General features: G+C 62.5%; 18 protein-coding genes, 2 tRNA genes and 1 riboswitch. Of the genes, 9 read left to right on the plus strand and 11 right to left on the minus strand.

The window, feature by feature from the left end; all coding sequences use genetic code 11:
- Position 1: 1 nt before the first annotated feature.
- A tRNA-Gly gene (locus tag RSB01_RS02320) sits at positions 2-76 on the minus strand.
- Between the two features lie 106 nt (positions 77-182).
- Positions 183-965: an SDR family oxidoreductase gene (locus tag RSB01_RS02325; protein WP_332589797.1), complete on the minus strand. Its 783-nt coding sequence runs from the start codon at positions 963-965 to the stop codon at positions 183-185.
- Positions 966-1,023: 58 nt separating this feature from the next.
- On the opposite strand from RSB01_RS02325, the gene RSB01_RS02330 reads away from it, so the two are divergent.
- Positions 1,024-1,452, plus strand: coding sequence for a YkvA family protein (locus RSB01_RS02330; RefSeq protein ID WP_332589796.1), 429 nt, complete (start codon positions 1,024-1,026; stop codon positions 1,450-1,452).
- Here the strand turns inward: RSB01_RS02330 and RSB01_RS02335 are convergent, their stop codons facing one another.
- On the minus strand, positions 1,453-2,454 hold the full coding sequence (locus RSB01_RS02335) for an NADPH:quinone oxidoreductase family protein (protein WP_332619686.1): 1,002 nt from the start codon (positions 2,452-2,454) through the stop codon (positions 1,453-1,455).
- 109 nt (positions 2,455-2,563) lie between these two features.
- Between RSB01_RS02335 and RSB01_RS02340 the strand changes: the two genes are divergently transcribed.
- Positions 2,564-3,439 (plus strand): isoaspartyl peptidase/L-asparaginase family protein, encoded by an 876-nt coding sequence (locus RSB01_RS02340; protein ID WP_332589794.1) that lies wholly within the window; start codon positions 2,564-2,566, stop codon positions 3,437-3,439.
- Positions 3,440-3,539: 100 nt separating this feature from the next.
- The gene (locus RSB01_RS02345; protein WP_332625030.1) at positions 3,540-6,392 is read left to right on the plus strand and encodes a pitrilysin family protein; all 2,853 of its coding nucleotides are present in this window, start codon (positions 3,540-3,542) and stop codon (positions 6,390-6,392) included.
- 71 nt (positions 6,393-6,463) lie between these two features.
- On the opposite strand, the gene RSB01_RS02350 is transcribed toward RSB01_RS02345, so the two are convergent.
- The 3 genes from RSB01_RS02350 to rlmN all read right to left on the minus strand — a co-directional run bounded on the left by RSB01_RS02350 (position 6,464) and on the right by rlmN (position 9,060).
- Positions 6,464-7,291 (minus strand): serine protease, encoded by an 828-nt coding sequence (locus tag RSB01_RS02350; protein ID WP_332589792.1) that lies wholly within the window; start codon positions 7,289-7,291, stop codon positions 6,464-6,466.
- Between the two features lie 4 nt (positions 7,292-7,295).
- Entirely contained in the window at positions 7,296-7,739 is a 444-nt protein-coding gene (locus tag RSB01_RS02355) for a DUF350 domain-containing protein (protein ID WP_332589791.1), read from the minus strand.
- 154 nt (positions 7,740-7,893) lie between these two features.
- A complete protein-coding gene (gene rlmN / locus RSB01_RS02360) occupies positions 7,894-9,060 on the minus strand; it encodes a 23S rRNA (adenine(2503)-C(2))-methyltransferase RlmN (RefSeq protein WP_332589790.1) in 1,167 nt (388 codons plus the stop codon).
- Positions 9,061-9,179: 119 nt separating this feature from the next.
- Positions 9,180-9,353: riboswitch (yybP-ykoY riboswitch) on the plus strand.
- Between the two features lie 12 nt (positions 9,354-9,365).
- Between rlmN and RSB01_RS02365 the strand changes: the two genes are divergently transcribed.
- Positions 9,366-9,968 carry a manganese efflux pump MntP family protein gene (locus RSB01_RS02365; RefSeq protein WP_332589789.1) on the plus strand — a complete coding sequence of 201 codons (603 nt, stop codon included), beginning with the start codon at positions 9,366-9,368 and terminating at the stop codon, positions 9,966-9,968.
- 36 nt (positions 9,969-10,004) lie between these two features.
- Positions 10,005-10,226 (plus strand): hypothetical protein, encoded by a 222-nt coding sequence (locus tag RSB01_RS02370; protein WP_332589788.1) that lies wholly within the window; start codon positions 10,005-10,007, stop codon positions 10,224-10,226.
- A 43-nt stretch (positions 10,227-10,269) separates the two neighbouring features.
- Here RSB01_RS02370 and RSB01_RS02375 read toward each other — a convergent pair.
- Positions 10,270-10,346: transfer RNA gene (locus RSB01_RS02375), tRNA-Met, on the minus strand.
- 220 nt (positions 10,347-10,566) lie between these two features.
- Between RSB01_RS02375 and RSB01_RS02380 the strand changes: the two genes are divergently transcribed.
- From RSB01_RS02380 to RSB01_RS02390, 3 genes are all read left to right on the plus strand, one after another.
- Positions 10,567-11,811, plus strand: coding sequence for a PQQ-dependent sugar dehydrogenase (locus RSB01_RS02380; RefSeq protein WP_332589787.1), 1,245 nt, complete (start codon positions 10,567-10,569; stop codon positions 11,809-11,811).
- A gap of 241 nt (positions 11,812-12,052) precedes the next feature.
- Positions 12,053-13,258 carry an acetyl-CoA C-acetyltransferase gene (locus RSB01_RS02385; RefSeq protein ID WP_332589786.1) on the plus strand — a complete coding sequence of 402 codons (1,206 nt, stop codon included), beginning with the start codon at positions 12,053-12,055 and terminating at the stop codon, positions 13,256-13,258.
- A 16-nt stretch (positions 13,259-13,274) separates the two neighbouring features.
- On the plus strand, positions 13,275-15,458 hold the full coding sequence (locus tag RSB01_RS02390; protein ID WP_332589801.1) for a 3-hydroxyacyl-CoA dehydrogenase NAD-binding domain-containing protein: 2,184 nt from the start codon (positions 13,275-13,277) through the stop codon (positions 15,456-15,458).
- Between the two features lie 208 nt (positions 15,459-15,666).
- Here RSB01_RS02390 and RSB01_RS02395 read toward each other — a convergent pair whose 3' ends face one another.
- The 3 genes from RSB01_RS02395 to RSB01_RS02405 form a co-directional block, all read right to left on the minus strand.
- The gene (locus RSB01_RS02395; RefSeq protein ID WP_332589785.1) at positions 15,667-16,476 is read right to left on the minus strand and encodes a TIGR02186 family protein; all 810 of its coding nucleotides are present in this window, start codon (positions 16,474-16,476) and stop codon (positions 15,667-15,669) included.
- Entirely contained in the window at positions 16,476-17,399 is a 924-nt protein-coding gene (locus RSB01_RS02400; protein ID WP_332589784.1) for a sulfite exporter TauE/SafE family protein, read from the minus strand. The genes RSB01_RS02395 and RSB01_RS02400 overlap by 1 nt, the downstream gene beginning before the upstream one ends.
- A gap of 114 nt (positions 17,400-17,513) precedes the next feature.
- Positions 17,514-20,234 (minus strand): hypothetical protein, encoded by a 2,721-nt coding sequence (locus RSB01_RS02405; RefSeq protein ID WP_332589783.1) that lies wholly within the window; start codon positions 20,232-20,234, stop codon positions 17,514-17,516.
- A 201-nt stretch (positions 20,235-20,435) separates the two neighbouring features.
- Here RSB01_RS02405 and RSB01_RS02410 point away from each other — a divergent pair, with 201 nt between their 5' ends.
- Positions 20,436-20,651 (plus strand): hypothetical protein, encoded by a 216-nt coding sequence (locus tag RSB01_RS02410; protein ID WP_332589782.1) that lies wholly within the window; start codon positions 20,436-20,438, stop codon positions 20,649-20,651.
- Positions 20,652-20,831: 180 nt separating this feature from the next.
- Here the strand turns inward: RSB01_RS02410 and argF are convergent, their stop codons facing one another.
- Positions 20,832-21,746 (minus strand): ornithine carbamoyltransferase, encoded by a 915-nt coding sequence (argF, locus tag RSB01_RS02415; protein WP_332619362.1) that lies wholly within the window; start codon positions 21,744-21,746, stop codon positions 20,832-20,834.
- Positions 21,747-21,760: the final 14 nt, after the last annotated feature.

Here is a 21,760-nt window from a genome sequence, read left to right on the forward strand (position 1 = left end):
CTGGAGCGGGCGAGGCGATTCGAACGCCCGACCCTAACCTTGGCAAGGTTATGCTCTACCCCTGAGCTACGCCCGCATCCGTCATGACGACTATTGCCGTCCGCGTCGAGGAGGTGGCGTTTAGCCGCCCCCTCCTCTCTCCGCAACCATTTTTTTGAAATCGCGGAATTTTCTTTGGTCTATTAACGCGGGGCCAGACGGATCGCACCGTCCAGACGGATGCACTCGCCATTGATATAGGTGTTCTCGGCCAGATGCAGGGCGAGGTTGGCATAGTCCTTGGGCGTACCGAGGCGTTTGGGGAACGGGATCATCGAAGCCAGTGCGTCCTGAACCTTCTGGTCCATACCGGCCATCATCGGGGTCCACATGATACCCGGCAGGATGGTGTTGACGCGCACGCCATCATTCATCAGGTCGCGGGCCACCGGCAGGGTCATGGCATAGACGCCGCCCTTGGAGGCCGAATAGGCGGCCTGACCGATCTGGCCGTCCTGAGCGGCCACGGAAGCCGTGTTGATGATGGCACCGCGCTCGCCGTCTTCCATCGGCTCCAGCGTGACCATGCCCGCTGCCGATTGCGACAGGACGCGGAAGGTGCCGAACAGATTGATCGTCACGGTGCGTTCGAACTGGGCCATGTCGTGGGCGCGGATCTCGCCGGTGTCCTTCTTGCGCGACACGGTCTTTTGGCCCGTAGCGATACCGGCACAGTTGACGGTCAGGCGTTCCTGACCATGGGCCGAGCGGGCCTTGGCGAAACCGGCCGCGACGCTGTCGTCCGAGGTCACGTCGACCTTGCAGAACACGCCGCCGATTTCCTTGGCAACGGCCTCGCCTTTTTCTTCGTTCAGATCGAAGATGGCGACCTTGACGCCCTTGGCAGCCAGAGCGCGGGCCGTGCCTTCGCCCAGCCCCGAAGCGCCACCCGTAACGACTGCTGCAATCGAACCATCGAGTTTCATCGAAACTGTTCCTATATAAAAAAGTGAACCCAGTGCTGAGGACAGGGATTAAACGGCCATGACCGTCAAAACCAAACCGGCGTCACCACAAGATGCCATCGACCCGCACAAGGCGCTCGTCCCTGTGGTTCATAAAACGAATGAGATGCGGGTCAAACGCGATTTCTGGCCCAAGATGCGAAAGGTCGCCTCGAAGATACCTTTCGCCGATCAGGTTCTGTCCGCGTGGTATGCGACACAGGACCCTGAAACCCCCTTCCGGGCCAAGGCTCTGTTACTGGGGGCGCTGGCCTATTTCGTCATGCCGGTCGACGCCATCCCGGATGTTTTCACGGTTGTCGGTTTTAGCGACGATGCGGCAGTACTGGCGGCGGTACTGGCCACGCTGGGTGCACACATCAAGGACCGCCACCGCCTCAGCGCCAAGGCCATGCTGGCCCGTCTGCGCGACGGAACCTCCGAAGAGGCCCCGCCACCACAGAAGTAATCAGTCCTCGGTCACGACCACGATCTTGCCCATGGCCTGACGCTCCCCCAGCGCCTTGATGGCATCGGGCGCTTTTTCCAGCGGATAGGTCTTGCTGATGCGCGGTCTGATCTTGTCTGCCTTATACAGAGCCATCAGCTCGGTCATATTGGCCGCATGGCCTGCCGGATCGCGGGCAACCGCCGCACCCCAGAACACCCCGACCACCGACACCGATTTCAGCAAGGTCAGGTTCAGCGGCAGGGACGGGATACCGGCGGGGAAGCCCACCACCAGATAACGCCCGTTCCAGTCCATGGCCCGCAGTGCAGGCTCGGCATAGTCACCGCCGACCGCATCATAGACCACGTCGGCACCGTCACGCCCTGTCGCCAGCTTGAACTCACCGGCCAGTTCTTTCTGGGCCGCCTTGTCCATAGGGCCGGACGGATAGATCAGGCCGTTATCGGCACCCAGTTCCAGTGCAAACTCGACCTTGTCATTGGTCGAGGCCGCAGCCACCACGCGCGCACCCATGGCCTTGCCCAGCTCGACCGCCGCAGCACCCACACCGCCCGCAGCCCCCAGCACCAGCAGCGTCTCGTCCGGTTGCAGGTTCGCACGGTCCTTAAGCGCGTAATAGGAGGTGCCATAGGTCATGACAAAGGCCGCGGCCGTCTCGAAATCCATGCCGTCCGGAATAGGGATCAGGCTGTCGGCAGGCACCGCCACCCGCTCGGCCAGTCCGCCCCAGCCGGGTACGGCAATCACGCGATCTCCGCGCATAACGCCTTTTACGCCCTCGCCCACAGCATCGACGATGCCGGCGATTTCAGCGCCCGGAGAGAAGGGACGCTCGGGTTTGAACTGGTATTTGTCCTCGACAATCAACGCATCGGGATAGTTGATGCCGATGGCCTTGACCTCGATCACCACCTGTCCCTTGGCGGGCGTGGGGTCCGTCACCTCTTCGATAACGAGGCTTTCAGGCCCACCGGCCACCTTGGACAAAACAGCGCGCATTGATACTTCTCTCCGACATCCCCTGTCGGTAAACCACCGACACATTTGCGACGCTAAAGCACCTCATAGGCCGCTGCCTAGAGGGATATCGTTGTTTCAGGAGCATTCCATGGGTCGTCCGGCACTTATTCTCCACGGCGGAGCAGGCGCACGCCGCGAGCGCAACTACGACCTAGAGGTCGTGCATATGCGCGAGGTCGTGGAAGCCATGCAGGCCCGTCTCGAAGCCGGTGCCAGCGCCCTCGATGTGACCGTCGAAGCCGTCGTGATGCTGGAAGACAGCGGGCTCTATGTCGCCGGTCGCGGGGCCTCGCCCAATCTGGACGGTGAATACGAACTGGATGCCAGCATCATGGACGGCGAAACCGGCAAGGCCGGTGCGGTTGCCGCCCTGCAAGGCTACAAGAACCCTGTCGTCGCCGCACGTGCCGTCATGGACAAGACCCCACACGTCATGCTGGCCGGAAGTGGTGCGGCCCGCTTTGCCGCCGCACAGGCACTGGAACCTGTGACCGATCCCGACCAGTGGTTCACCCGCGCAGGCAAGGGCGAGGACAACCATCCCCCCGGTACGCTGTCGCACGGCACGGTCGGTGTCTGTGTGCTGGACATTCACGGACGACTGGCCGCAGCCACCTCGACGGCGGGCGTGTTTGGCAAGATGCCGGGCCGTGTGGGCGACACCCCCATTCCGGCGGCGGGCACATGGGCCGATGAAAATGCGGCTGTGTCCTGCACCGGACAGGGCGAGTATTTCATCCGCGCTGCCGCCGCCGCCCGCACCGCCATCGGCGTAGGCGCGGGCCAGTCCTTGAGCGATGCCGCTGCGGCGACCATTGCGCGTATCGGCGACATGGGTGGCGATGGCGGCCTGATCGCTCTGGACCGCAATGGCGCGATTGCCGATCCCTACAACAGTCAGGGTATGAAGCGGGCCTGGCTGGATACGGACGGCAATATTGTGGTGCGCGTGTTCAACGACTGACCACCACGCCCTGTGCGCGCGAACATTACAACACAGTAAGGTGCGACCACCGGCTTCCGGACGTTAGAAGAGCTGATCTGATTTCGTTCGGGAGTGGTCCATGAAGACCCGCCATCTGTTCTGCACTGCCGTTTCGGCACTGGCCCTTTGTGCGGCTGCCCCCGCTCTGGCGGCCCCTGCTGTGGCAACCGCCACCGCCACACAGGCCCCGTCAACCGTCACCGTGCCGCCGCTGGGTTACCAGCAGCGCACGCTGGCCAATGGCATGCAGGTCTATACCCGCAATGATCCGACCTCGGCCAATGTCGCCGTTCAGGTCTGGTATCGCGTTGGCGGCAAGGACGATCCGTCGGGCCGTTCGGGCTTTGCCCACCTGTTTGAACACCTGATGTTCAAAGCGACCGAGAACGTCCCCAACGAGACCTTCGACCGCCTGACCGAAGATGTGGGCGGCTATAACAACGCCTTCACCGCCGAAGACGTCACCGCCTATCACGAGATGGTTCCGGCCAACCATCTGGAACGCATCCTGTTTGCCGAAGCGGACCGTATGGGCACGCTGGTCGTGGACGAGGCCAACTTCGTCTCCGAGCGCGACGTGGTGAAGGAAGAATACCGCCAGAGCGTGCTGTCCAATCCCTATGGCCGCCTGTTTGCGCTGTTCTCGCCAGCGACCTTCTTCAAGGAACACCCCTATCGTCGCGGCGTGATCGGCTCGATCGAGGAACTGGAATCGGCCTCGCTGGAAGACGTGCTGCGTTTCCACCGCACCTATTACCGTCCCGACAATGCCTTCCTGATCGTGGACGGCAATTTCGACGACGCGCAACTGAACCGCTGGGTGGACCAGTATTTCGCCCCGCTGAAGAACCCGACCACCGCCATTCCGGTGCGCCCTGTCACCGAGCCGAAAGTGACCAGTCCCGAGGACCACACCTTCTATGCGCCGAACGTGCCGCTGGAGACGGTGCTGATCGGCTGGCACACTGTGCCTGCCAGCCATGCGGACGTGGCCGCCCTGTCGGTATTGGACGGCATCTTGTCGACCGGCGAAAGCATCCGCCTTCACCGCGCACTGGTCTATGAAGCACAGGCCGCCAACAGCGCCTCGTCCAGCCCCGACTTTATGAAAGAAGCCGGAACGCTCAGCGCATATGCCATGATGTCGGCGGGCCGTACCCTGGACGAAGGCAAGGCCCTGCTGGAGCGCGAAATCGCCCGCCTGCGTGACCAGCCGGTCACCGCTGCCGAACTGATCGAAGCCAAGAACGAACTGATCGCCAGCGCCCTTTCCGAACGTGAAGGCGCGCAGGGCCGTGCCGATGTTCTGGGCTGGGCCCTGATCAAGACCGGCAATGCGGCAACCGCCGACAATGCCGTGGCCGAAATCCAGAATGTGAGCGCCGCCGACATCCAGCGCGTCGCCCGCCTGTATCTGACCCCGCAAAGCCAGATCACCATGCGTTATCTGGCCTCTAGCGATGAACACCCGACCACGGCCCAGACCGTGAATATGGCATCGCCGGTCAAGGTGGCCGACCTTGCCCCCATGGGCACGCCGTCAGTGACCAAGCCGGAAGGCCAGCGCACCCCGATCCCGCAACCGGGTGCAGAGGTCAGCCCCGCCACCCCCGCTATCGCCGACTTCAACCTCGATAACGGCCTGCGCGTTCTGGTGGCCCAGAACAACCAGTTGCCGCTGGTTTCGGCCCGCCTGACCTTCAAGGCCGGCTCGGCCTATGACCCGCAAGGCAAGGCAGGCGTGGCCTCCATGACCGCCAACATGCTGACGCAAGGCACCAAGCGTCTGGGTGCCCCCGAAATCGCCACCCAGATCGAACAACTGGGGGCCAATATCGGTGCCGGCACAGGCCGCGACCAGTTCAACGTCTTTGCCAGCAGCCCGGCCAATGTGTTCGGCCAGACCATGGACCTGCTGAGCGAGATCGTGCGCCAACCCGCCTTTGCGGGCGAGGAGCTGGAGCGTCAGCGTACCCAGACGCTGGACAGCCTGAAGGTGGCGCTGAGCCAGCCGGGCTCGCTGGCCTCGCTGGCGACCACACGCCTGAACTTCGGTGACAGCGCCTATGGCAATCTGGCCACCGAGCGCAGCTTGACCGCCATGACCACGGACGATCTGACGGCCTATCATGCCCGCTATATCCGGCCCGATCAGGCCATCCTGACCTTCTCGGGTGACATCACGCCCGCACAGGCCCGCGAACTGGCCCAGAAGGCCTTTGGCGACTGGCGCGCCCACACCCCGCCCTCGGCTGCTGCCCCCAATGTTCCGGTCAGCCAGCAGGCTCCGCGCGTGGTGGTGGTAAACCTTCCGGGCGCAGGTCAGGCGGCTGTGTCGATCTCGTCGCGCAGCATTTCCCGCACCGACGAGGAATATTTCCCGCTGGCGCTGGGCAATACCCTGCTGGGTGGCAGCTACTCGTCACGCCTGAACAACGAAATCCGCGTCAAGCGCGGCCTGTCCTACGGCGCACGCTCGGGCGTCGGGGCCATGGCACAGGCGGGCCTGTTCACCGCCTCGACCCAGACCAAGAACGAGTCTGCCGACGAGGTTGTCGAACTGTTGCTGGAGGAGATTGGCAAGATGAGCCAGGCCCCCACCAGCGAAGCTGAACTGGGTCCGCGCCGCGCCATCATGATCGGTGGCTTTGGCCGTTCGATCGAAAGCGTCTCGGGTCTGGGGTCGCTGGTGGCCGAACTGGCCGCCTATGACCTGCCGCTCAGCGAACTGTCTGTCTATGCGGATCGCGTAAAGGCGGTAACGCCCGAGGAAATTCAGGCGGCTTTCGCCGACAAACTGCCGACCAACCGCGCCAATGTCGTGGTGGTGGGTGATGCGTCGATGTTCATCGACGACCTGAAGGCCAAATATCCGAATGTCGAGATTATCGACGCCACGGATCTGAACCTCGACAGCGCCAACCTGCGCTAGAGCATGATCGTTTCAGCCGGAGCCGCTCGACGGTTCCGGCTGAGGCTCTCGCTTGAATCAGGTTTTGGGGATCAAACCCCCAGACAGACGACCTGCGCCACGCGCAGGTCGCGTCTGAGTTGGTCGGCGACGGCCCCGTAATTGCGGGTCGTCACCGTCTGGCCCAGCACGTCCTCGTCGCGCCCGCGCTCGGGTCCGACAGCGGCCACAAAGGCCCCCGGTGCCGTTGTATAGATACGGCCACGACGCGGAGACTCCGCAATCGTCACGCCCAGAACACGCCCGCGACGGTCCAGCACCGGCGCCCCTGACAGGCCCGACAAGGTGCCCGACAGGCCGCGTGTGCGCCCCGCCTCGGCCCATGCCAGTACCGGCTCGTCATAGCTGTTATTGCGCCCGCGCACCCGCAAGGTTTCGCGCCCGATCAGACGGCTGGCCACCTCGCCCGGCTTGCCTTGCGGATAGCCGGGATGGAAGGCGCGCTGGCCCTTGCGCAGGGTCTCGTCTCCGGCCAGCGGCATAGCCGGCGGCCCGCCATCGGTCAGCAACAGCGCCACATCGGTCTTGGCGGCCAGACGCACATCGGCGGCCAGCGCCCTGTTCTTGTCGATAATCAGTGCGGGCTGGCGGCAGCCTTCGACAACGTGGCGGGCGGTAATCCAGCGGCCATCATCGGCGATTGAAAACGCGGTGCCCATTTGCGGGCGCACAGTGTCTTCGCTCGCCTCCACCACAACGGTCGGATCAAAAGGCGTGATCGGTCCCAGCAGATCGCCGGAATCCATTTCTGCCGCCTCGACCGGCGGCGCATCGGCCCGCTCGCCACGGTTCAGCGAAGCCAGCAGAATAACCCCGATGACCGCACTATAGATCAGCCAATCCGCAAGGGGCCAGCGCATGGGCTCAGCCCGTCAGCGAAGCGGCAATAATCAGCGAGGTGGCAATCTTGGCCCCCGCCAGAACCACCGCCGCCGACACTTCGCCGCGCTCGATACGCTGGGGCAGGCCGTTGAGCAGCATATCGACCACGCGGAACACCAGCAGTTGCAACACCACCGTCGCCACGCCCCAGATCACAATGTCACGGATAGAGGACGAAACCGCCAGCGACACGGCCAGCGGAATGGCCAGGCTGAGCAGGACAGCGGCAAAGCCGGTCGCGGCGGCCATATTGCCTTGGCGGATCAGACGCACCTCGCGCCACGGGGTCAAAAAGGCATAGACGGTCGCGGCCACAGCCAGCAGGCCGAATGTGACCACCAGATGCAGCATCATGACCGGAAAGCCGTTGGCAAAAGCCTGCACTTCCGGACTCGACAACATACCGTTCAGGTTCGAGGTTTCCATAGAAACGCCAACAGCCTTTCAGACACCCACGTCGGGATTAACCTATGCCTTGCCCGAAAGCCCCCCGCTTCCGCAAGGACCCGCGTTCACACACCAGATCAAATCGTGAAACTTAAGGTTGCCGAACCCGTCATTAAGCCGCGAAAATAAAGACTTAGGCAGCGGCTTCGTCGGTGTCCTGCTGTTCCTTGCGCAGTTCCGAGGCGCGTTTCTTTTCGCTTTCGGACTTGAGCTGACCGCAGGCGGCGAGGATGTCGCGGCCGCGCGGGGTGCGGATCGGCGAGGCATAACCGGCGCGGTTCAGGATGGCGGCAAACGTCTCGATCGCCTTCCAGTCCGAGCAGACATAGTCGGTGCCCGGCCAAGGGTTGAACGGGATCAGGTTGATCTTGGCAGGAATGCCCGAGATCAGTTTGCACAGGGCGCGGGCCTCGTCGGCGCTGTCGTTTACGCCCTTCAGCATGACGTATTCGAAAGTCACGCGGCGCGAATTACCCAGACCCGGATAGGCGCGGATAGCGTCCATCAACTGTTCCAGCGGGTATTTCTTGTTCAGCGGAACAAGCTGGTCGCGCAGCGGATCATTGGTGGCGTGCAGACTGATGGCCAGCATGGTGCCGGTACGCTCGCCAAGTTCCGGAATCTTGGGCACCACGCCCGAGGTCGAAACCGTGATGCGGCGACGCGAGATGGCAATACCCTCGCCATCCGAGATGATGTCGATCGCATCCGACACATTGTCGAGATTATAGAGCGGCTCGCCCATGCCCATGAAGACGATATTGGACAGGCGGCGGTCTTCTTTCGGCGACGGCCATTCGTCCAGATCGTCGCGGGCCACCTGAACCTGAGCGACGATTTCCGCCGCGGTCAGGTTGCGCACCAGCTTTTGCGTGCCGGTGTGGCAGAAGGTGCAGTTCAGCGTGCAGCCGACCTGTGAGGAAACACACAGTGCACCAGCGCGGCCAACGTCGGGAATATAGACAGTCTCGACCTCGATGCCCGGCCCCATGCGGATCAGCCATTTGCGGGTGCCGTCCTTGGACACCAGACGCTCGACGATCTCGGGACGGTTCAGCACAAAGGTCTCGGCCAGCTTGGCGCGGGTCTCTTTGGCGACGTCGCTCATCTGCGAAAAATCGGTCACGCCATAGTGGTGAATCCAGCGCCACACCTGGGTTGCGCGCATCTTGGCCTTTTCAGGCGGGCAGATGTCGCCATCGATCAAAGCCTGACGCAGGCCTTCGCGCGTCAGACCTGAAAGGTTGACGGGAGGCTTGGCGGAAGGCGTGGAACGCGTAAGGTCCAGCGTGATACTCACGGCGGCTAAATCCTGTGACCGATGGGGGATAAGAGCGGGCGTGTAGCACAAATGGGAAGCCTTGTCGCCTTTACCAGTCAGCAGACGCTTTGAGCGCCGCTTGATCGTACGGACAAAGGCCGCTAGAGGCAGGGCCGTTGGGGAGTAGCTGCCGACATATCTCAGTCGGGTTCGTGTCAACATACTTGCTGCAAGGCATGGCACGATCAGCGGATTTATCCGCCTAGCGAGACCAGTACATCCGTGGGGGCCGCGCCGGCCTGCGCCCATGGTGTGCTGTCACGCGTCCGGCTTTGAGTCCTTGAATGTCACCTTTTGCTATTCTGATCCTGTCGCTCAGCATGTCTGCCGATGCCTTTGCCGCCGCCATTGGTCGCGGGGCACAGCAACGTCCCAACTTTGCGCAAGCTGTGCGCTCCGGTCTGGTGTTCGGTATTATCGAAGCCCTGACCCCGCTAATCGGCTTTGGCCTCGGCATCATTGCCGCCGGTCTGGTCGAAGCTATCGACCACTGGATCGCCTTTGGCCTGTTGGGCGCAGTGGGTGCCAAGATGATCTGGGAAGCGCTCAAGCGCGAAGATGACGATGCCGAAGAAGCACCTTCGCCTGCCCTTGATGCCGGAAAGACGGCTGGCAGGGCCGGCATGCTCGCCCTTGTGGCGACCGCCGTTGGGACATCCATCGATGCCGGCGCCATCGGGGTCGGCCTGGCCTTGCTGGGCGAGAACATCTGGATCATCGCCGCCGCCATCGGCGCAACCACCTTCATTCTGGCTACACTCGGCCTGCTGATAGGCAAGTTTGCCGGCACAAAACTGGGCCGCATTGTCGAACTGGTGGGCGGCGTGGCCCTGATTGTACTGGGCAGCAAGATTCTATTGGAACATCTTGGCTATCTGCCGCACTAATCCTGCAGCCAAGTTTACAAAACAAGGATACGCGCCATGACTGTCAAAGCCCTAGGCCTTCTGTCGATCCTCGCCCTGACCACTGCCGCCTGTGCCAGCACGGGCGGACAGAACTCCTATCGTCAGGATATGGACAAGCTGGAACAGGACTGCGCCAGCCGTGGCGGCATCCTGCAACCCACCGGTGCCCAGACAGGTCGCCCCGAAACGGAATATGTGTGCCGTATATTCAATCCGACACGCATCGACCGCAACTAAAGCGCCGCGCCGTTTTTTATTTTGGGAAGGTTGCAATGCGAGGTGGTGGTTGGAGGCGGGATCGAACCGCCGACCTGTGGGTTATGAATCCACCGCTCTAACCATCTGAGCTACCCAACCGACCTACCGCAATCTGGCGAACCAGAACCACCGTAAGGTGATCTGCGCGGGCAAACGAGTCTGACAGCGCGAGAGCGGTGCCTATATCGCTGCATCTGTTTCTGTTCAAGGGTTTAAGTTCGGATTTTTCAAACTTATGGCCCGCGACACAAAAAGCAGTCGAATTATCGCGTGTGTAGCCTAGTCTGGATCACAACGATCTTTTCAGCGAGGCTCCGCGATGAACACCGTCACCCGCTCCCTTCTTATGGTCTGCGCCACATCGGCTATGGCGCTGACCGCCGCCTGCGGTGCCACCGGTCAGGCACCGTCGGCCCCCGTCGCGGGTGAGCCGGTCGAGACCCGCCCCCCCAATAATCCCGACCAGCGCGCCACCCTTGAGGGCCAGACCCGCGCCCCCGGCATGACCACTCAAGGCCAGATGACCCATGCCGTCATCGCCTCGGGTCTGGAACACCCGTGGGGTCTGGCGGCCCTGCCGGACGGTCGCTGGCTGGTGACCGAGAAACCGGGCCGTCTGCGCATTGTCAGCGACAAGGGCGAGATCAGCGCGCCGGTCACTGGCTTGCCCGAAGTGGACGCCAAGGGTCAGGGCGGCCTGCTGGATGTCATCCTCAGCCCGTCCTTTGCCCAAGACCGCCTGATCTATTTCTCGTACGCCCAGCCGCGCGAAGGCGGTAACGGCACCGCCGTCAGCCGCGCGCGCCTGTCGGATGACGGTACCAAGCTGGAAAACCTGCAAACCGTGTTCCAGGTTGCACAGACCTATGACGGCGACAAACACTATGGCTCGTCGCTGGCCTTTGGACCGGACGGCAAGCTGTACATCACGATTGGCGAGCGTTCCGACAAGCCCAAGCGCCCCGATGCCCAAGACCTCGGCACCCACCACGGCAAGGTCATCCGCATCAATGCCGATGGAACAGTGCCCGCCGACAACCCGTTTGTGGGCCGCGCCGGTGCCCTGCCGCAAAACTACACCTATGGTCACCGCAACCCGCAGGGCATTGCCATACAGCCCGGCACCGGTGCGGTCTGGACCATCGAGCACGGTACGCGCGGCGGTGACGAACTGAACCTCATCAAGGCGGGCAATAATTATGGCTGGCCGATCGCGGCCTATGGCATCGAATATAATGGCGACGCCATTCCCAACGCGGTTCCCGCTGTCGAAGGCACGGTCCAGCCGGTCTATTACTGGGATCCGGTCATCGCCCCGGGCGGCATGACCTTCTATACCGGCACCATGTTCCCCGAATGGAACGGCAATGCCCTGATCGGCGGACTGGGCGGCAAGCATCTGGTGCGTCTGGTCATCGAGAATGACAAGGTTGTTGGCGAGGAGCGCCTTCTGAGCGGCCTTGGCGAGCGCATCCGCGATGTGGCCGTGGCGTCTGACGGTGCCGTCTGGGTCATTACCGACGAAGAAGACGGCAAACTGGTGCGGCTCTCGCGCAAAACCTGAGCCCTTCCCCCTGAAATCCCGATAGCCCCCATACGCCGTAATGACACTATTGTTATTACGGCGTAGTTGGTTTATGCCCTCACGCGCCTTGTTACTTGACGTTGACGTAAACGTCGGCTTTCTAGGCACCAAGTTTCGCTTTAGACGTGTCCACTGCGACAACCGTCACAAGCGCGAACCATAACGGTTTCCGGGATCACCTTGTGACGACGGAACACGAACAACAGAGAGACGCACCAAGATGGCCGAGGCCTATATCTACGACGCCGTGCGGACCCCCCGCGGCAAGGGCAAGAAAGACGGCAGCCTTCACGAGATCACGGCGCTGAGCCTGGCCTCGCAGGTTCTGGAAGCCCTGCGCGACCGTAACAACATCGACACCGCCCTGATCGACGATGTGGTTCTGGGTGTCGTCTCGCCAGTGGGCGAGCAAGGCTCGGACATTGCCCGCACGGCCGTTCTGGCCGCGGGCTACGATCAGCGCACCGCCGGTTTCCAACTGAACCGCTTCTGCGCCTCGGGCCTCGAAGCCGTCAACGTGGCCGCTGCCAAGGTCAAATCCGGTGAAGCCGAAATGGCCATCGGCGGTGGCGTCGAAGCCATGAGCCGCGTGCCCATGGGCTCGGACGGCGGCGCATGGCCGACCGATCCGTCCTCGGCCTTCCCGTCCTATTTCGTACCGCAGGGCGTATCGGCCGATATGATCGCCTCCAAATACGGCCTGTCGCGCGATGACGTCGACGCCTATTCCGTGGAATCGCACAAGCGCGCCGCCCGCTCGTGGGAAGAAAAGCGCTTTGCCAAGTCGGTCATCGCCGTAAAGGACCAACTGGGCCTGACCCGTCTGGACCGCGACGAAACCATCCGTTCGAACACCTCGATGCAGACCCTTGCCGGCCTGAACCCGTCCTTCACCATGATGGGCGGCATGGGCTTTGATGCCGTGATCAACCAGCGCTACCCGCAGGTCGCCACCGTCAACCACGTGCATACCCCGGGCAACTCGTCGGGTATCGTCGATGGTGCTGCCGGTATTCTGGTTGGCTCCAAGGAAATGGGCGAACGTCTGGGCCTCAAGCCCCGCGCCAAGATCCTCGGCGGTGCCTCGATCGGTTCGGAACCGTCGATCATGCTGACCGGACCGGAGCCTGTGACCCGCAAACTGCTGGGCAAGCTGGGGATGTCGGTCGCCGATATCGACCTTTACGAACTGAACGAAGCCTTTGCCGCTGTGGTGCTGCGCTACATGCAGGCGCTGGATATCGCGCACGACAAGATCAATGTCTGCGGCGGTGCCATCGCCATGGGCCACCCGCTGGGTGCCACCGGTGCCATGATCCTCGGCACCGTGCTGGACGAGCTGGAACGCTCGGACAAGTCGACGGCCTTGGCCACCCTGTGCATCGGCGGCGGTATGGGTACCGCCACCGTGATCGAACGCGTCTGATCTGGAGACAATGACTATGGAAAACTTCAAGATCGAGATTGATGCCGACGGCATCGCGGTTGTCGCCTTCGACGTTCCGAACCGTTCGATGAACACCCTGACGGGCGCGGTCATCAAAGAAATCCCGCTGCTGGTCGAGAAAATCCAGAACGACGACGCCATCAAGGGCGTGGTCCTGACCTCGGGCAAGGCCACGGGCTTCTGCGCCGGTGCCGACCTTGCCGACATGGCTTCGGGCATGCTGTCGGGCGCAGGCGACCTGCAGGCTGCCTATGATGCTGGCTGGGCTCTGAACGGCGCCTTCCGCGCTCTGGAAACCTGCGGCAAGCCGGTGGCTGCGGCCATCAATGGTCTGGCGCTGGGCGGCGGTCTCGAATTCACCCTCGCCTGCCACTATCGCGTTGTTGAGAACAATCCGAAGATCCAGCTGGGTCTGCCGGAAATCAAGGTCGGCCTGTTCCCCGGCGGCGGCGGCACCCAGCGCCTGACCCGTCTGATCGGCGTGCAAACCGCCCTGATGCAGATGGCCGAAGGCAAGTCGTGGCGCCCTGCCGACGCCAAGGGCGCTGGCGTCGTCCACGAAGTCGTTGAAATCGGCCAGTCGGTCGAAGCCGCCAAGGCCTGGATCAAGAACGGCGGCAAGGCCGTCCAGCCGTGGGACGAGCCCAAGTTCAAAATCCCCGGCGGTGGCCCGTACCACCCGATGGGCGCGCAAGTGTTCATCATGGGCAATGCCATCCTGCGCAAGCAGTCCTATGGCAACTACCCTGCCGTCCTGAACATGATGAAGGCCGTCTATGAAGGCGTGCAGGTGCCAATCGATGCCGGTCTGCGCATCGAGACGCGCTACTTCATCAAGACCCTGATGACCCCGCAGGCTCAGGCCATGATCCGCTCGCTGTTCCTGTCCAAACAGGAACTGGACAAGGGCGCTGTGCGTCCGGCAGGCGTGCCAAAGTCGGATCCGAAAAAGGTCACCGTCATCGGCGCAGGCATGATGGGCGCAGGCATAGCCTATGTCCAAGCCATGGCCGGTATTGAAACCATCCTGATCGACCAGACGCAGGAAGCCGCCGACAAGGGCAAGCAATACGCCGTTGATCTGGTGCAAAAGCGTGTCTCGCGCGGTCACATGACGCAAGACAAGGCTGACGGCATCCTTAGCCTGATCACGCCGACCACCGACTACGACCAGATCAAGGGTTCGGACCTTGTGATCGAAGCCGTGTTCGAGAACCGCGAGATCAAGGCCACCGTCACCAAGAACGCCGAGGCCCAACTGGCCAAGGGTGCGATCTTCGGCTCCAACACCTCGACCCTGCCGATCACCGGCCTGGCCGAAGCGTCTGTTCGCCCTGAAGACTTCATCGGCATCCACTTCTTCTCGCCCGTCGACAAGATGATGCTGGTCGAGATCATCATGGCCGAAAAGACCAGCGACGAGGCTCTGGCCAAGGCGCTGGACTATGTCCTGAAGATCAAGAAGACCCCGATCGTCGTCAATGACAGCCGTGGCTTCTACACCTCGCGTTGCTTCTCCACCTATCTGATGGAAGGCATGGCGTTGCTGGAAGAAGGCTTCTCGCCGGTCGCCATCGACAATATCGGTCGCTCGACCGGTATGCCGCGCGGCCCGCTGGAAATGCACGACGATGTCGCGCTGGACCTGTCGTACAAGATCACCAAGCAAACCAAGGAAGACCTCGGCGACGCCTATGTCCCGACCGCAGGCGAGAAGATCGTCTCGACCATGGTTGAAGGCGGTCGTTACGGTCGCAAGAACGGCAAGGGCTTCTACGACTACGACCAGAAGCCCAAGGTCATCTGGCCCGGTCTGGCCGAGCTGGCCCCGACCACCAAGGGCGATATCTTTGGTGAATCGCCGGAAGCCTTCGCGGCTATGGACGAGATGAAGACCCGTCTTCTGTATCGTCAGGCCGTCGAAGTCGCTCGCTGCTGGGCCGAGGGCGTGATCGACGATCCGCGTGAAGGCGATCTGGGTGCCATCCTCGGCTGGGGCTTCGCGCCTTGGACGGGGGGGCCGATCACCTTCATCGACCAGATCGGTGTCGCCAAGTTCGTGGAAACTGCCGATCGTCTGGTCGCTGCCTACGGTCCGCGCTTTGAAGTGCCGCAACTGCTGCGCGACATGGCCGCCAAGGGCGAGACCTTCTACGGCAAGTTCTCCAAGGCCGCCTAAGGCCTCACTTGCTCAGGCAAACGAAAAGGACGGCTCACCGAGCCGTCCTTTTTTGTTGGCGACGCACTGATCCGGTACCCACACTCAAATCAGCAACGCGGTGGGAGAGGTCGCGCAAAGGCGCTCAAGCAGCAAGCGCCCGCGGCGCGAGCGATAGCGCCAAACCGTGAGCGACCCCGTCGCGAACAAAAGAAAAAAGCAATCGCCTTCAGCGATTGCGGAATATGCGCGAGGCGGCATAGCCGATACCGGCCGCCAGAATGACGCACAGTATCCCGTACATCCACGGCCTGTTGTGCGCGAACTGGTAGATGCTGCGCTCCAGACCCACCTTTTCGACCGTCAGGGTCAGGTTGGACACTGAAACGGGTGCCCCCTCCTGAAACAGCCAGACCTCGGCATAATAGGTGCCGGTCGGTGCCGTCGCCGGCAGTTCGACCTCGGCACGGAACAGGCCGCGATCGACGAAGCTGACCCCGTCAGGGTTGTTCTTGTACAGACCGGCATTTTCCTTCAGCCGGATCACCGCACGACGCCAGTCCAGATAGTTTTCGCCCAGACGGCTGATGACCACATCACGCACGCCGTAGCGGGTCACCGTTGTGGCTTCCTCCGGCGCATTGATCCGCAGATGGTCCACCCCTACGCCCAGACGCCGCATCTGGCCAAAATCGGCCACATCCGGCAGGGGGCGTGTCGAGGCGGTCATATAGAAGCCGGGAGCGCCCTCGAACACGACAGGGCGGCTGTTCAGCCAGATACCGTTATGGCGGGTCTTCTTGACCAGACGCACAGTCTCGTCGGGCCCGCGCACCACCAGAACCACATCGGCGGGTGCCTCGGTCGGATTGAACACCGCGCCGTACAGCACGATAGAGGCTCCGCTGAACCCTGTATCCACCTTGATCTGGGCATCGGTCAGGGCTGCCGCGACGCGCACCTCGCCCAGCGTGGCAATCGTCTGCTCCGGTGCCGGTGCCTCATAGGCCGGCGGAGGGGGAGGAAGGTCCTGAAACATCAGTTGCCCACACCCGGTGCCATCAGGAACAACTCGCTGGGGCGGACAAACAGTTCCAGCCCCATTTGGATACCCACCAGAAGCACAATAAAGCCCAGAGCCGCCCGCATTTCCTCGGCACGGAAACGGCCCGAGAAACGCGCGCCATATTGCGCGCCCACGACACCGCCCAGCAGCAGGATCATCGACAGGACAATATCGACTGTCTGGTTACGGCCCGCCTGAAGGATGGTGGTCACCGCCGTGGTGATAATGATCTGGAACAGGCTGGTGCCGACCACCACATTGGCCTTCATCCGCAGCACATAGAGCATGGCCGGAACGAGGATAAAGCCGCCGCCAACCCCCATAATGGCCGACAGGATACCGGCGAATACCCCCAGCCCGAACGGCGGGAGCGCACTGATATAAAGCCCAGAGCGCGGGAAACGCATCCGGAAGGGCAGGCCATACAGCCACATGGGGCGGCGGCGTTCCTTGCGCGTTGGCGTCTCGCCGCGCACCCTTTGCAAAATCTTGGTCAGGCTCTCGAACACCATCATCGAACCGATGGAGCCAAGGAACAGAAGATAGGAGACGGCCACCACCAGATCGGCCTGTCCCAACAAGCGCAAATACCGGAACAGCTCGACCCCGACGAGGGCGCCCAGAACCCCGCCGACCGCCATGATGCCGCCGATCTTGTAATCGACGCCCTTCATCACAGAATAGCGGATAACGCCCGAGGTCGAGGAAGCGACAACGTGGCTGGCCTGACTGGCCACGGCCACCGTCGGTGGAATGCCCATGAACACCAGAATGGGGGCCATCAGGAAGCCACCACCAATGCCAAACAAACCCGAGACAAAGCCCACCGTCGCCCCCAACAGCATCAGGAGCGGCCAGTTCACCGAGACTTCGGCGATAGGCAGATAGATATCCACGGAACGCGCCTTCGGTTTGACAAGGTACAGCGTGGCATCGCCCGCAGGCGATCACCTGACAGGCTTTAGCCAAGGGTGATCGATCAGACCACCCCTAGCCCTAACAAGGTGTAATCAAGCCAGCGGTTGAACGGTGAAATTATTCGCCGTTTCGCGTGCCTTGGCGCGTTGGGAGACTTCGAGGGTCGGCGTCAGGCGCTGAACAGCCTCCAGAGCCTGCTGGTCTCCGCGTCGGGCGGCGATCATATACCAGGTGAAGGCCTCGGCCTTGTTGGCCGCAACGCCCTTCACGCCCTTTTCGTACAGGTGGGCGACATTGTACTGGCTGTCCACACTGCCGGCCTCGGCGGATTTACGCATCCACTCGACAGCCTTGGCCTCGTCACGCTCGCCACCCACACCGTCATAGAGCTGGGTCGCATAGTGCTGCATGGCGCGCGGTTCACCGGCCTCGGCGGCGCGGCGCACCCACTGGCGCGCCTCGAACGGGTCGGCCTCGATACCGGCACCCCCGTCCGTATAGAGGGTGGCCAGACGCATCTGCGCCGGAACATAGCCCAGTTCAGCCGAGCGCTTCAGCGGCTCCAGACCCGATGCATCGCCGTTTTCGATCATGGCGATGGCGCGGTTGAAGATCGCCGCCCCTTCGGTTTGCGCCACGTCTTGCGACGGCACAGCATCGGTCGGCGTCGCATCCAGCGCCAAGGCCGCCATCGGTGCGGCGATCGGTGTCGTTGGCTGTGTAGGGGTTGGTGCGTGGCCGAAATTCAGGTCCAGATTTTGGTCCTTGACCAGTTTCAGCGTGCCATAGCCACCGCCGCCGACCACCAGCATGGCCAGCGCCGACACCTTGAGCGCCTGCCCGAAGGTCGAGCCTTCACGCGATGCCTTGCGGTCCAGTTTTTGTTGCAGCGCCGAGGTGCCGCCTTTTTTACGCAGCTTGCTCAGCCCGAAGCCCTTGCGCGGGGCATCGCCATCGTCGTCCGAAATCGCCGCACGCGCATTGTCGATCACATCGCGTGTCGACCGGAACGGTGTCAGGGACAGGTCGTCGTCCTGCGCCGCCTCGACCTCTTCGGGGGCTGCAAAGAACGGGTTCGCATCGGCCGGTTCAACACTGTCCGCTGGCGCGACTTCGAAGGCCTCGTCAGGCGTGGCCAAGGTCTCGACCTCGACGGGCGCTTCGTTCCGCGCCGCCAGAGCCTCGTGTTCCGAAGACGCAAAGATGGACGGGAAGTCCTCGCGGTCACCATCAGATGCCGGACGCGCCTCGTCGATCAGGAAGTCGTCTTCCAGCTCACCGTCCAGACTGCCGAACGGACGCATCTCGTCCTGTGTCGGGAACGGCTCGACCGCCATTTCGGCAGCGACCGTATCGGCCCAGCCGGGGCTGGCCTGCGCTTCGGTCAGAGGGGCGTCCAGGGCACCGCCGTGAAGTGCGGCATCAATCGGGTTGGTATTTTGCGCCGCAGCGTTGGCGCGCCAATCGGTGCGACCTTCGGGTTGCGGCATCCATTCGTCAGAGGCCGAGCCGAACAGCGACACAGCAGGCGTCTCGGCGATAAATTCCGGCACATCGTCAAAGACAACCGGATCGGCCACCGCCAGACGCGGGGCCGCATGCAGTGCCGCAGATTCACGGCGGGCACGCACAGCCTTGGCTTCTTCGACCAGTCGCAAGGTGCGCTCTTCGCTCTGGCGCATACGCTCGGCCAGTTCGCCCGAGACATCCTCGGAACGGCGCTCCAGCTTGTCGGTGTTTTCGGCCAGTCGGCGACTGATGTCTTCAATCGCCTGCGAGGACCGGCGCTCGGTCTGAGAAATGCGCTCGGACAGACGATCCGAAATACGGGTGATCTCGCCGCCCAGTCGCTCCAGCGCCAGTGCGTGCTGGTCTTCCTGACGGGTCAGGCGGCTGTCGACCGATTGCGAATGTCGGGCGATTTCGCGATCCAGCTTCTCGTCCAGAACACGGCCCAGTTCGGACAGGCGCTGGTCGAGCATTTCCTGTGTTTTGCCAAGACCGTTTTCTTCGAGGCCCTGCATGCGCGTATTCATATTACGCGCAATCCGCATGACCTCCTGCCCCATCGCCTCGACGGCGTGGGCGGATCGCATTTCGGCGGCCTTGGTCTGGGTCAGCAGCCGGTCGAGTGTCTGTTCGACATTGCCCAGACGCGCCGCATCGCCGGTAGCGCCCAGACGGACCATCATGTCCTGACGGTTGGCTTCGATCTGTTGACGCAGGCCATCGGCCAGTTGCGTCAGGGCTCCGTCGCCCAGAGCCGGACGCGCTTCCAGCCCGCCCAGTTTCTGCTCCAGCGCCGCAAACGAAACCTGCAGACCTTCAAGGGCCGAGCGAGTGTCGTTCTGCGCCTGATCCAGACGGCCACGCAGATCCAGACCGGCATCGCCGCCTTCCAGCGACTTGAGGCGTTCGTGGCCTTCGCGAAGCTCGCGCGCCATGCCTTCGAGGCGACGCTCGCGCTGGGTGTCCAGTTCGCGCTCGGCATCCATGCGGCGCATCAGGCTGGATACGGCCAGATCAATACCCTGAATGGCCGAGGTCGAACGGCGCTCGGCCGCTTCCAGACGCTCACCCATGGTGGAAACCAGCGCGTCGATGCGCGCCCCGCCCTCGCGGGTCGGGCGCTCAAGGCTGTCAGGCGCAAGGGTACGGCGAGGCAGGGCCGAACCCTCGTCCTCCGGCTCGTCCATAATCATGGAGTTGAGCCATTCCCCAAGGGTCATGCCCGAGCGGCGCGCCAGATCTTTAGCGATCTCGCGGGCTTTGGGATCAATTCCCTTAACGCTCCAAGGCGCCGTTGCGCTCACTGATTCGTCTCCCGTGCCACGACGGGCACCGCATTCATCCCACATTATGTGGATAGGCATCACGCGACCACAACATCTAGGCACCGCAAGCGATACAACACAAGCTGGGCCGTCCTGACCTTGGTTAACAGAAGGTTGCTGATTTGCCAGCCCCACAACTTAGGACTTGCCGAAAGATTTTTGTTCCCCCACCTGCCACGCATGAGCCTGACCCTCACCCTGATCCTCACCGCCCTGTCCACTGGCCTGACCTTTTTATGTGGCTGGCGCGGCGCAAAGCCCACCGACATCATGCGCGCCAAGCCGCGAATGATGCCCTGGCGGTTCCTGATGCTGCTGTTCGCAGCCTTCACCATGCTGTTGCTGATCCATGTGGTCAGTCTGGTCAGCGGCAACCCCAAGACCATCGTGTATTGAGGCATGAAAAAAGGGCCGAAGAGTTTCCCCTTCGGCCCCTGATTTCTGCCCGAAATGTGTTTCGGCTTAGCCGCCGAAACCGCCATTCCTGGTTGTGTTTTGGCTTAGCCGCCAAAACCGCCTTCCCTGGTTGTATTTTGGCTTAGCCGCCAAAACTGCCTTCCCTGGTTGTGTTTTGGCTTAGCCGCCAAAACACCAGGCCAGCACCGCCTTCTGGGCATGGATGCGGTTTTCAGCTTCGTCGATGACCAGCGATTGCGGGCCGTCGATGACGTCATCGGTGACTTCCTCGCCACGGTGGGCAGGCAGGCAGTGCAGGAAGACCGCGCCGTCATTGGCCTGATCCATCAGGGCCTGATCGACCGCATAGGGCTCGAAGGCCGCAAGACGGGCCTCATAGTCCTGATCGCCCATCGACACCCAGGTATCGGTGACCACGACATCGGCACCTGTGACTGCCTCTTGCGGATCGGAGGTCAGGTAGACCCACGTACCGCCCTTTTCGAGATCGCGCAGGTCAGGGTGGTATTCCGCAGGGCAGGCTACGCGCAGCTTGAAGCCGAACTTGGCCGCCGCATGCATGAAGCTGTGGCAGACATTATTGCCATCACCGACCCAAGCCACCGTTTTGCCCGCGATCGGACCGAGATGCTCTTCGATCGTCAGCAGGTCGGCCAGAATCTGGCACGGGTGCGAACGGTCGGTCAGGGCATTGACCACCGGCACCGACGAGACGCGGGCAAAACGCTCGACATCCTCGTGGTCATTGGCGCGGATCATCACGGCATCGACCATGCGCGACAGCACACGGGCCGTATCCTCGATCGGCTCGCCGCGTCCCAGCTGCATGTCGGCAGCATTGGCGATAATGCCCTGACCGCCCAGTTGGCGGATCGCGGCATCAAAGCTGAAACGGGTGCGGGTCGAGTTCTTTTCAAAGATCATCGCCAGAACGCGATCTTTGGCCGGAGCATCGGCGTCCGCACGGCCTTGCGGCCAGCCCTTGCGGGCCTGTTTACGGGCGTGGGCATCATCCAGAATGGCGCGCAAATCGGCAGCTTCGAGACGATAGATATCAAGGAAGTGACGGACCATATCGGTCTCCGTAA

Origin of the sequence: Brevundimonas sp., from assembly GCF_036659295.1 — a bacterium.
In the GTDB taxonomy this organism is placed as follows: Bacteria; Pseudomonadota; Alphaproteobacteria; order Caulobacterales; family Caulobacteraceae; genus Brevundimonas.

Coding starts and splice junctions, on each gene's coding strand:
- RSB01_RS02390 (WP_332589801.1), top strand. CDS start 13,275: ATGGAAAACTTCAAGATCGAGATTGATGCCGACGGCATCGCGGTTGTC.
- RSB01_RS02385 (WP_332589786.1), top strand. CDS start 12,053: ATGGCCGAGGCCTATATCTACGACGCCGTGCGGACCCCCCGCGGCAAG.
- RSB01_RS02355 (WP_332589791.1), bottom strand. CDS start 7,739: ATGGAAACCTCGAACCTGAACGGTATGTTGTCGAGTCCGGAAGTGCAG.
- RSB01_RS02335 (WP_332619686.1), bottom strand. CDS start 2,454: ATGCGCGCTGTTTTGTCCAAGGTGGCCGGTGGGCCTGAAAGCCTCGTT.
- RSB01_RS02370 (WP_332589788.1), top strand. CDS start 10,005: ATGACTGTCAAAGCCCTAGGCCTTCTGTCGATCCTCGCCCTGACCACT.
- RSB01_RS02365 (WP_332589789.1), top strand. CDS start 9,366: ATGTCACCTTTTGCTATTCTGATCCTGTCGCTCAGCATGTCTGCCGAT.
- RSB01_RS02340 (WP_332589794.1), top strand. CDS start 2,564: ATGGGTCGTCCGGCACTTATTCTCCACGGCGGAGCAGGCGCACGCCGC.
- RSB01_RS02345 (WP_332625030.1), top strand. CDS start 3,540: ATGAAGACCCGCCATCTGTTCTGCACTGCCGTTTCGGCACTGGCCCTT.
- RSB01_RS02380 (WP_332589787.1), top strand. CDS start 10,567: ATGAACACCGTCACCCGCTCCCTTCTTATGGTCTGCGCCACATCGGCT.
- RSB01_RS02330 (WP_332589796.1), top strand. CDS start 1,024: ATGACCGTCAAAACCAAACCGGCGTCACCACAAGATGCCATCGACCCG.
- RSB01_RS02350 (WP_332589792.1), bottom strand. CDS start 7,291: ATGCGCTGGCCCCTTGCGGATTGGCTGATCTATAGTGCGGTCATCGGG.
- RSB01_RS02410 (WP_332589782.1), top strand. CDS start 20,436: ATGAGCCTGACCCTCACCCTGATCCTCACCGCCCTGTCCACTGGCCTG.
- argF (WP_332619362.1), bottom strand. CDS start 21,746: ATGGTCCGTCACTTCCTTGATATCTATCGTCTCGAAGCTGCCGATTTG.
- RSB01_RS02395 (WP_332589785.1), bottom strand. CDS start 16,476: ATGTTTCAGGACCTTCCTCCCCCTCCGCCGGCCTATGAGGCACCGGCA.
- RSB01_RS02325 (WP_332589797.1), bottom strand. CDS start 965: ATGAAACTCGATGGTTCGATTGCAGCAGTCGTTACGGGTGGCGCTTCG.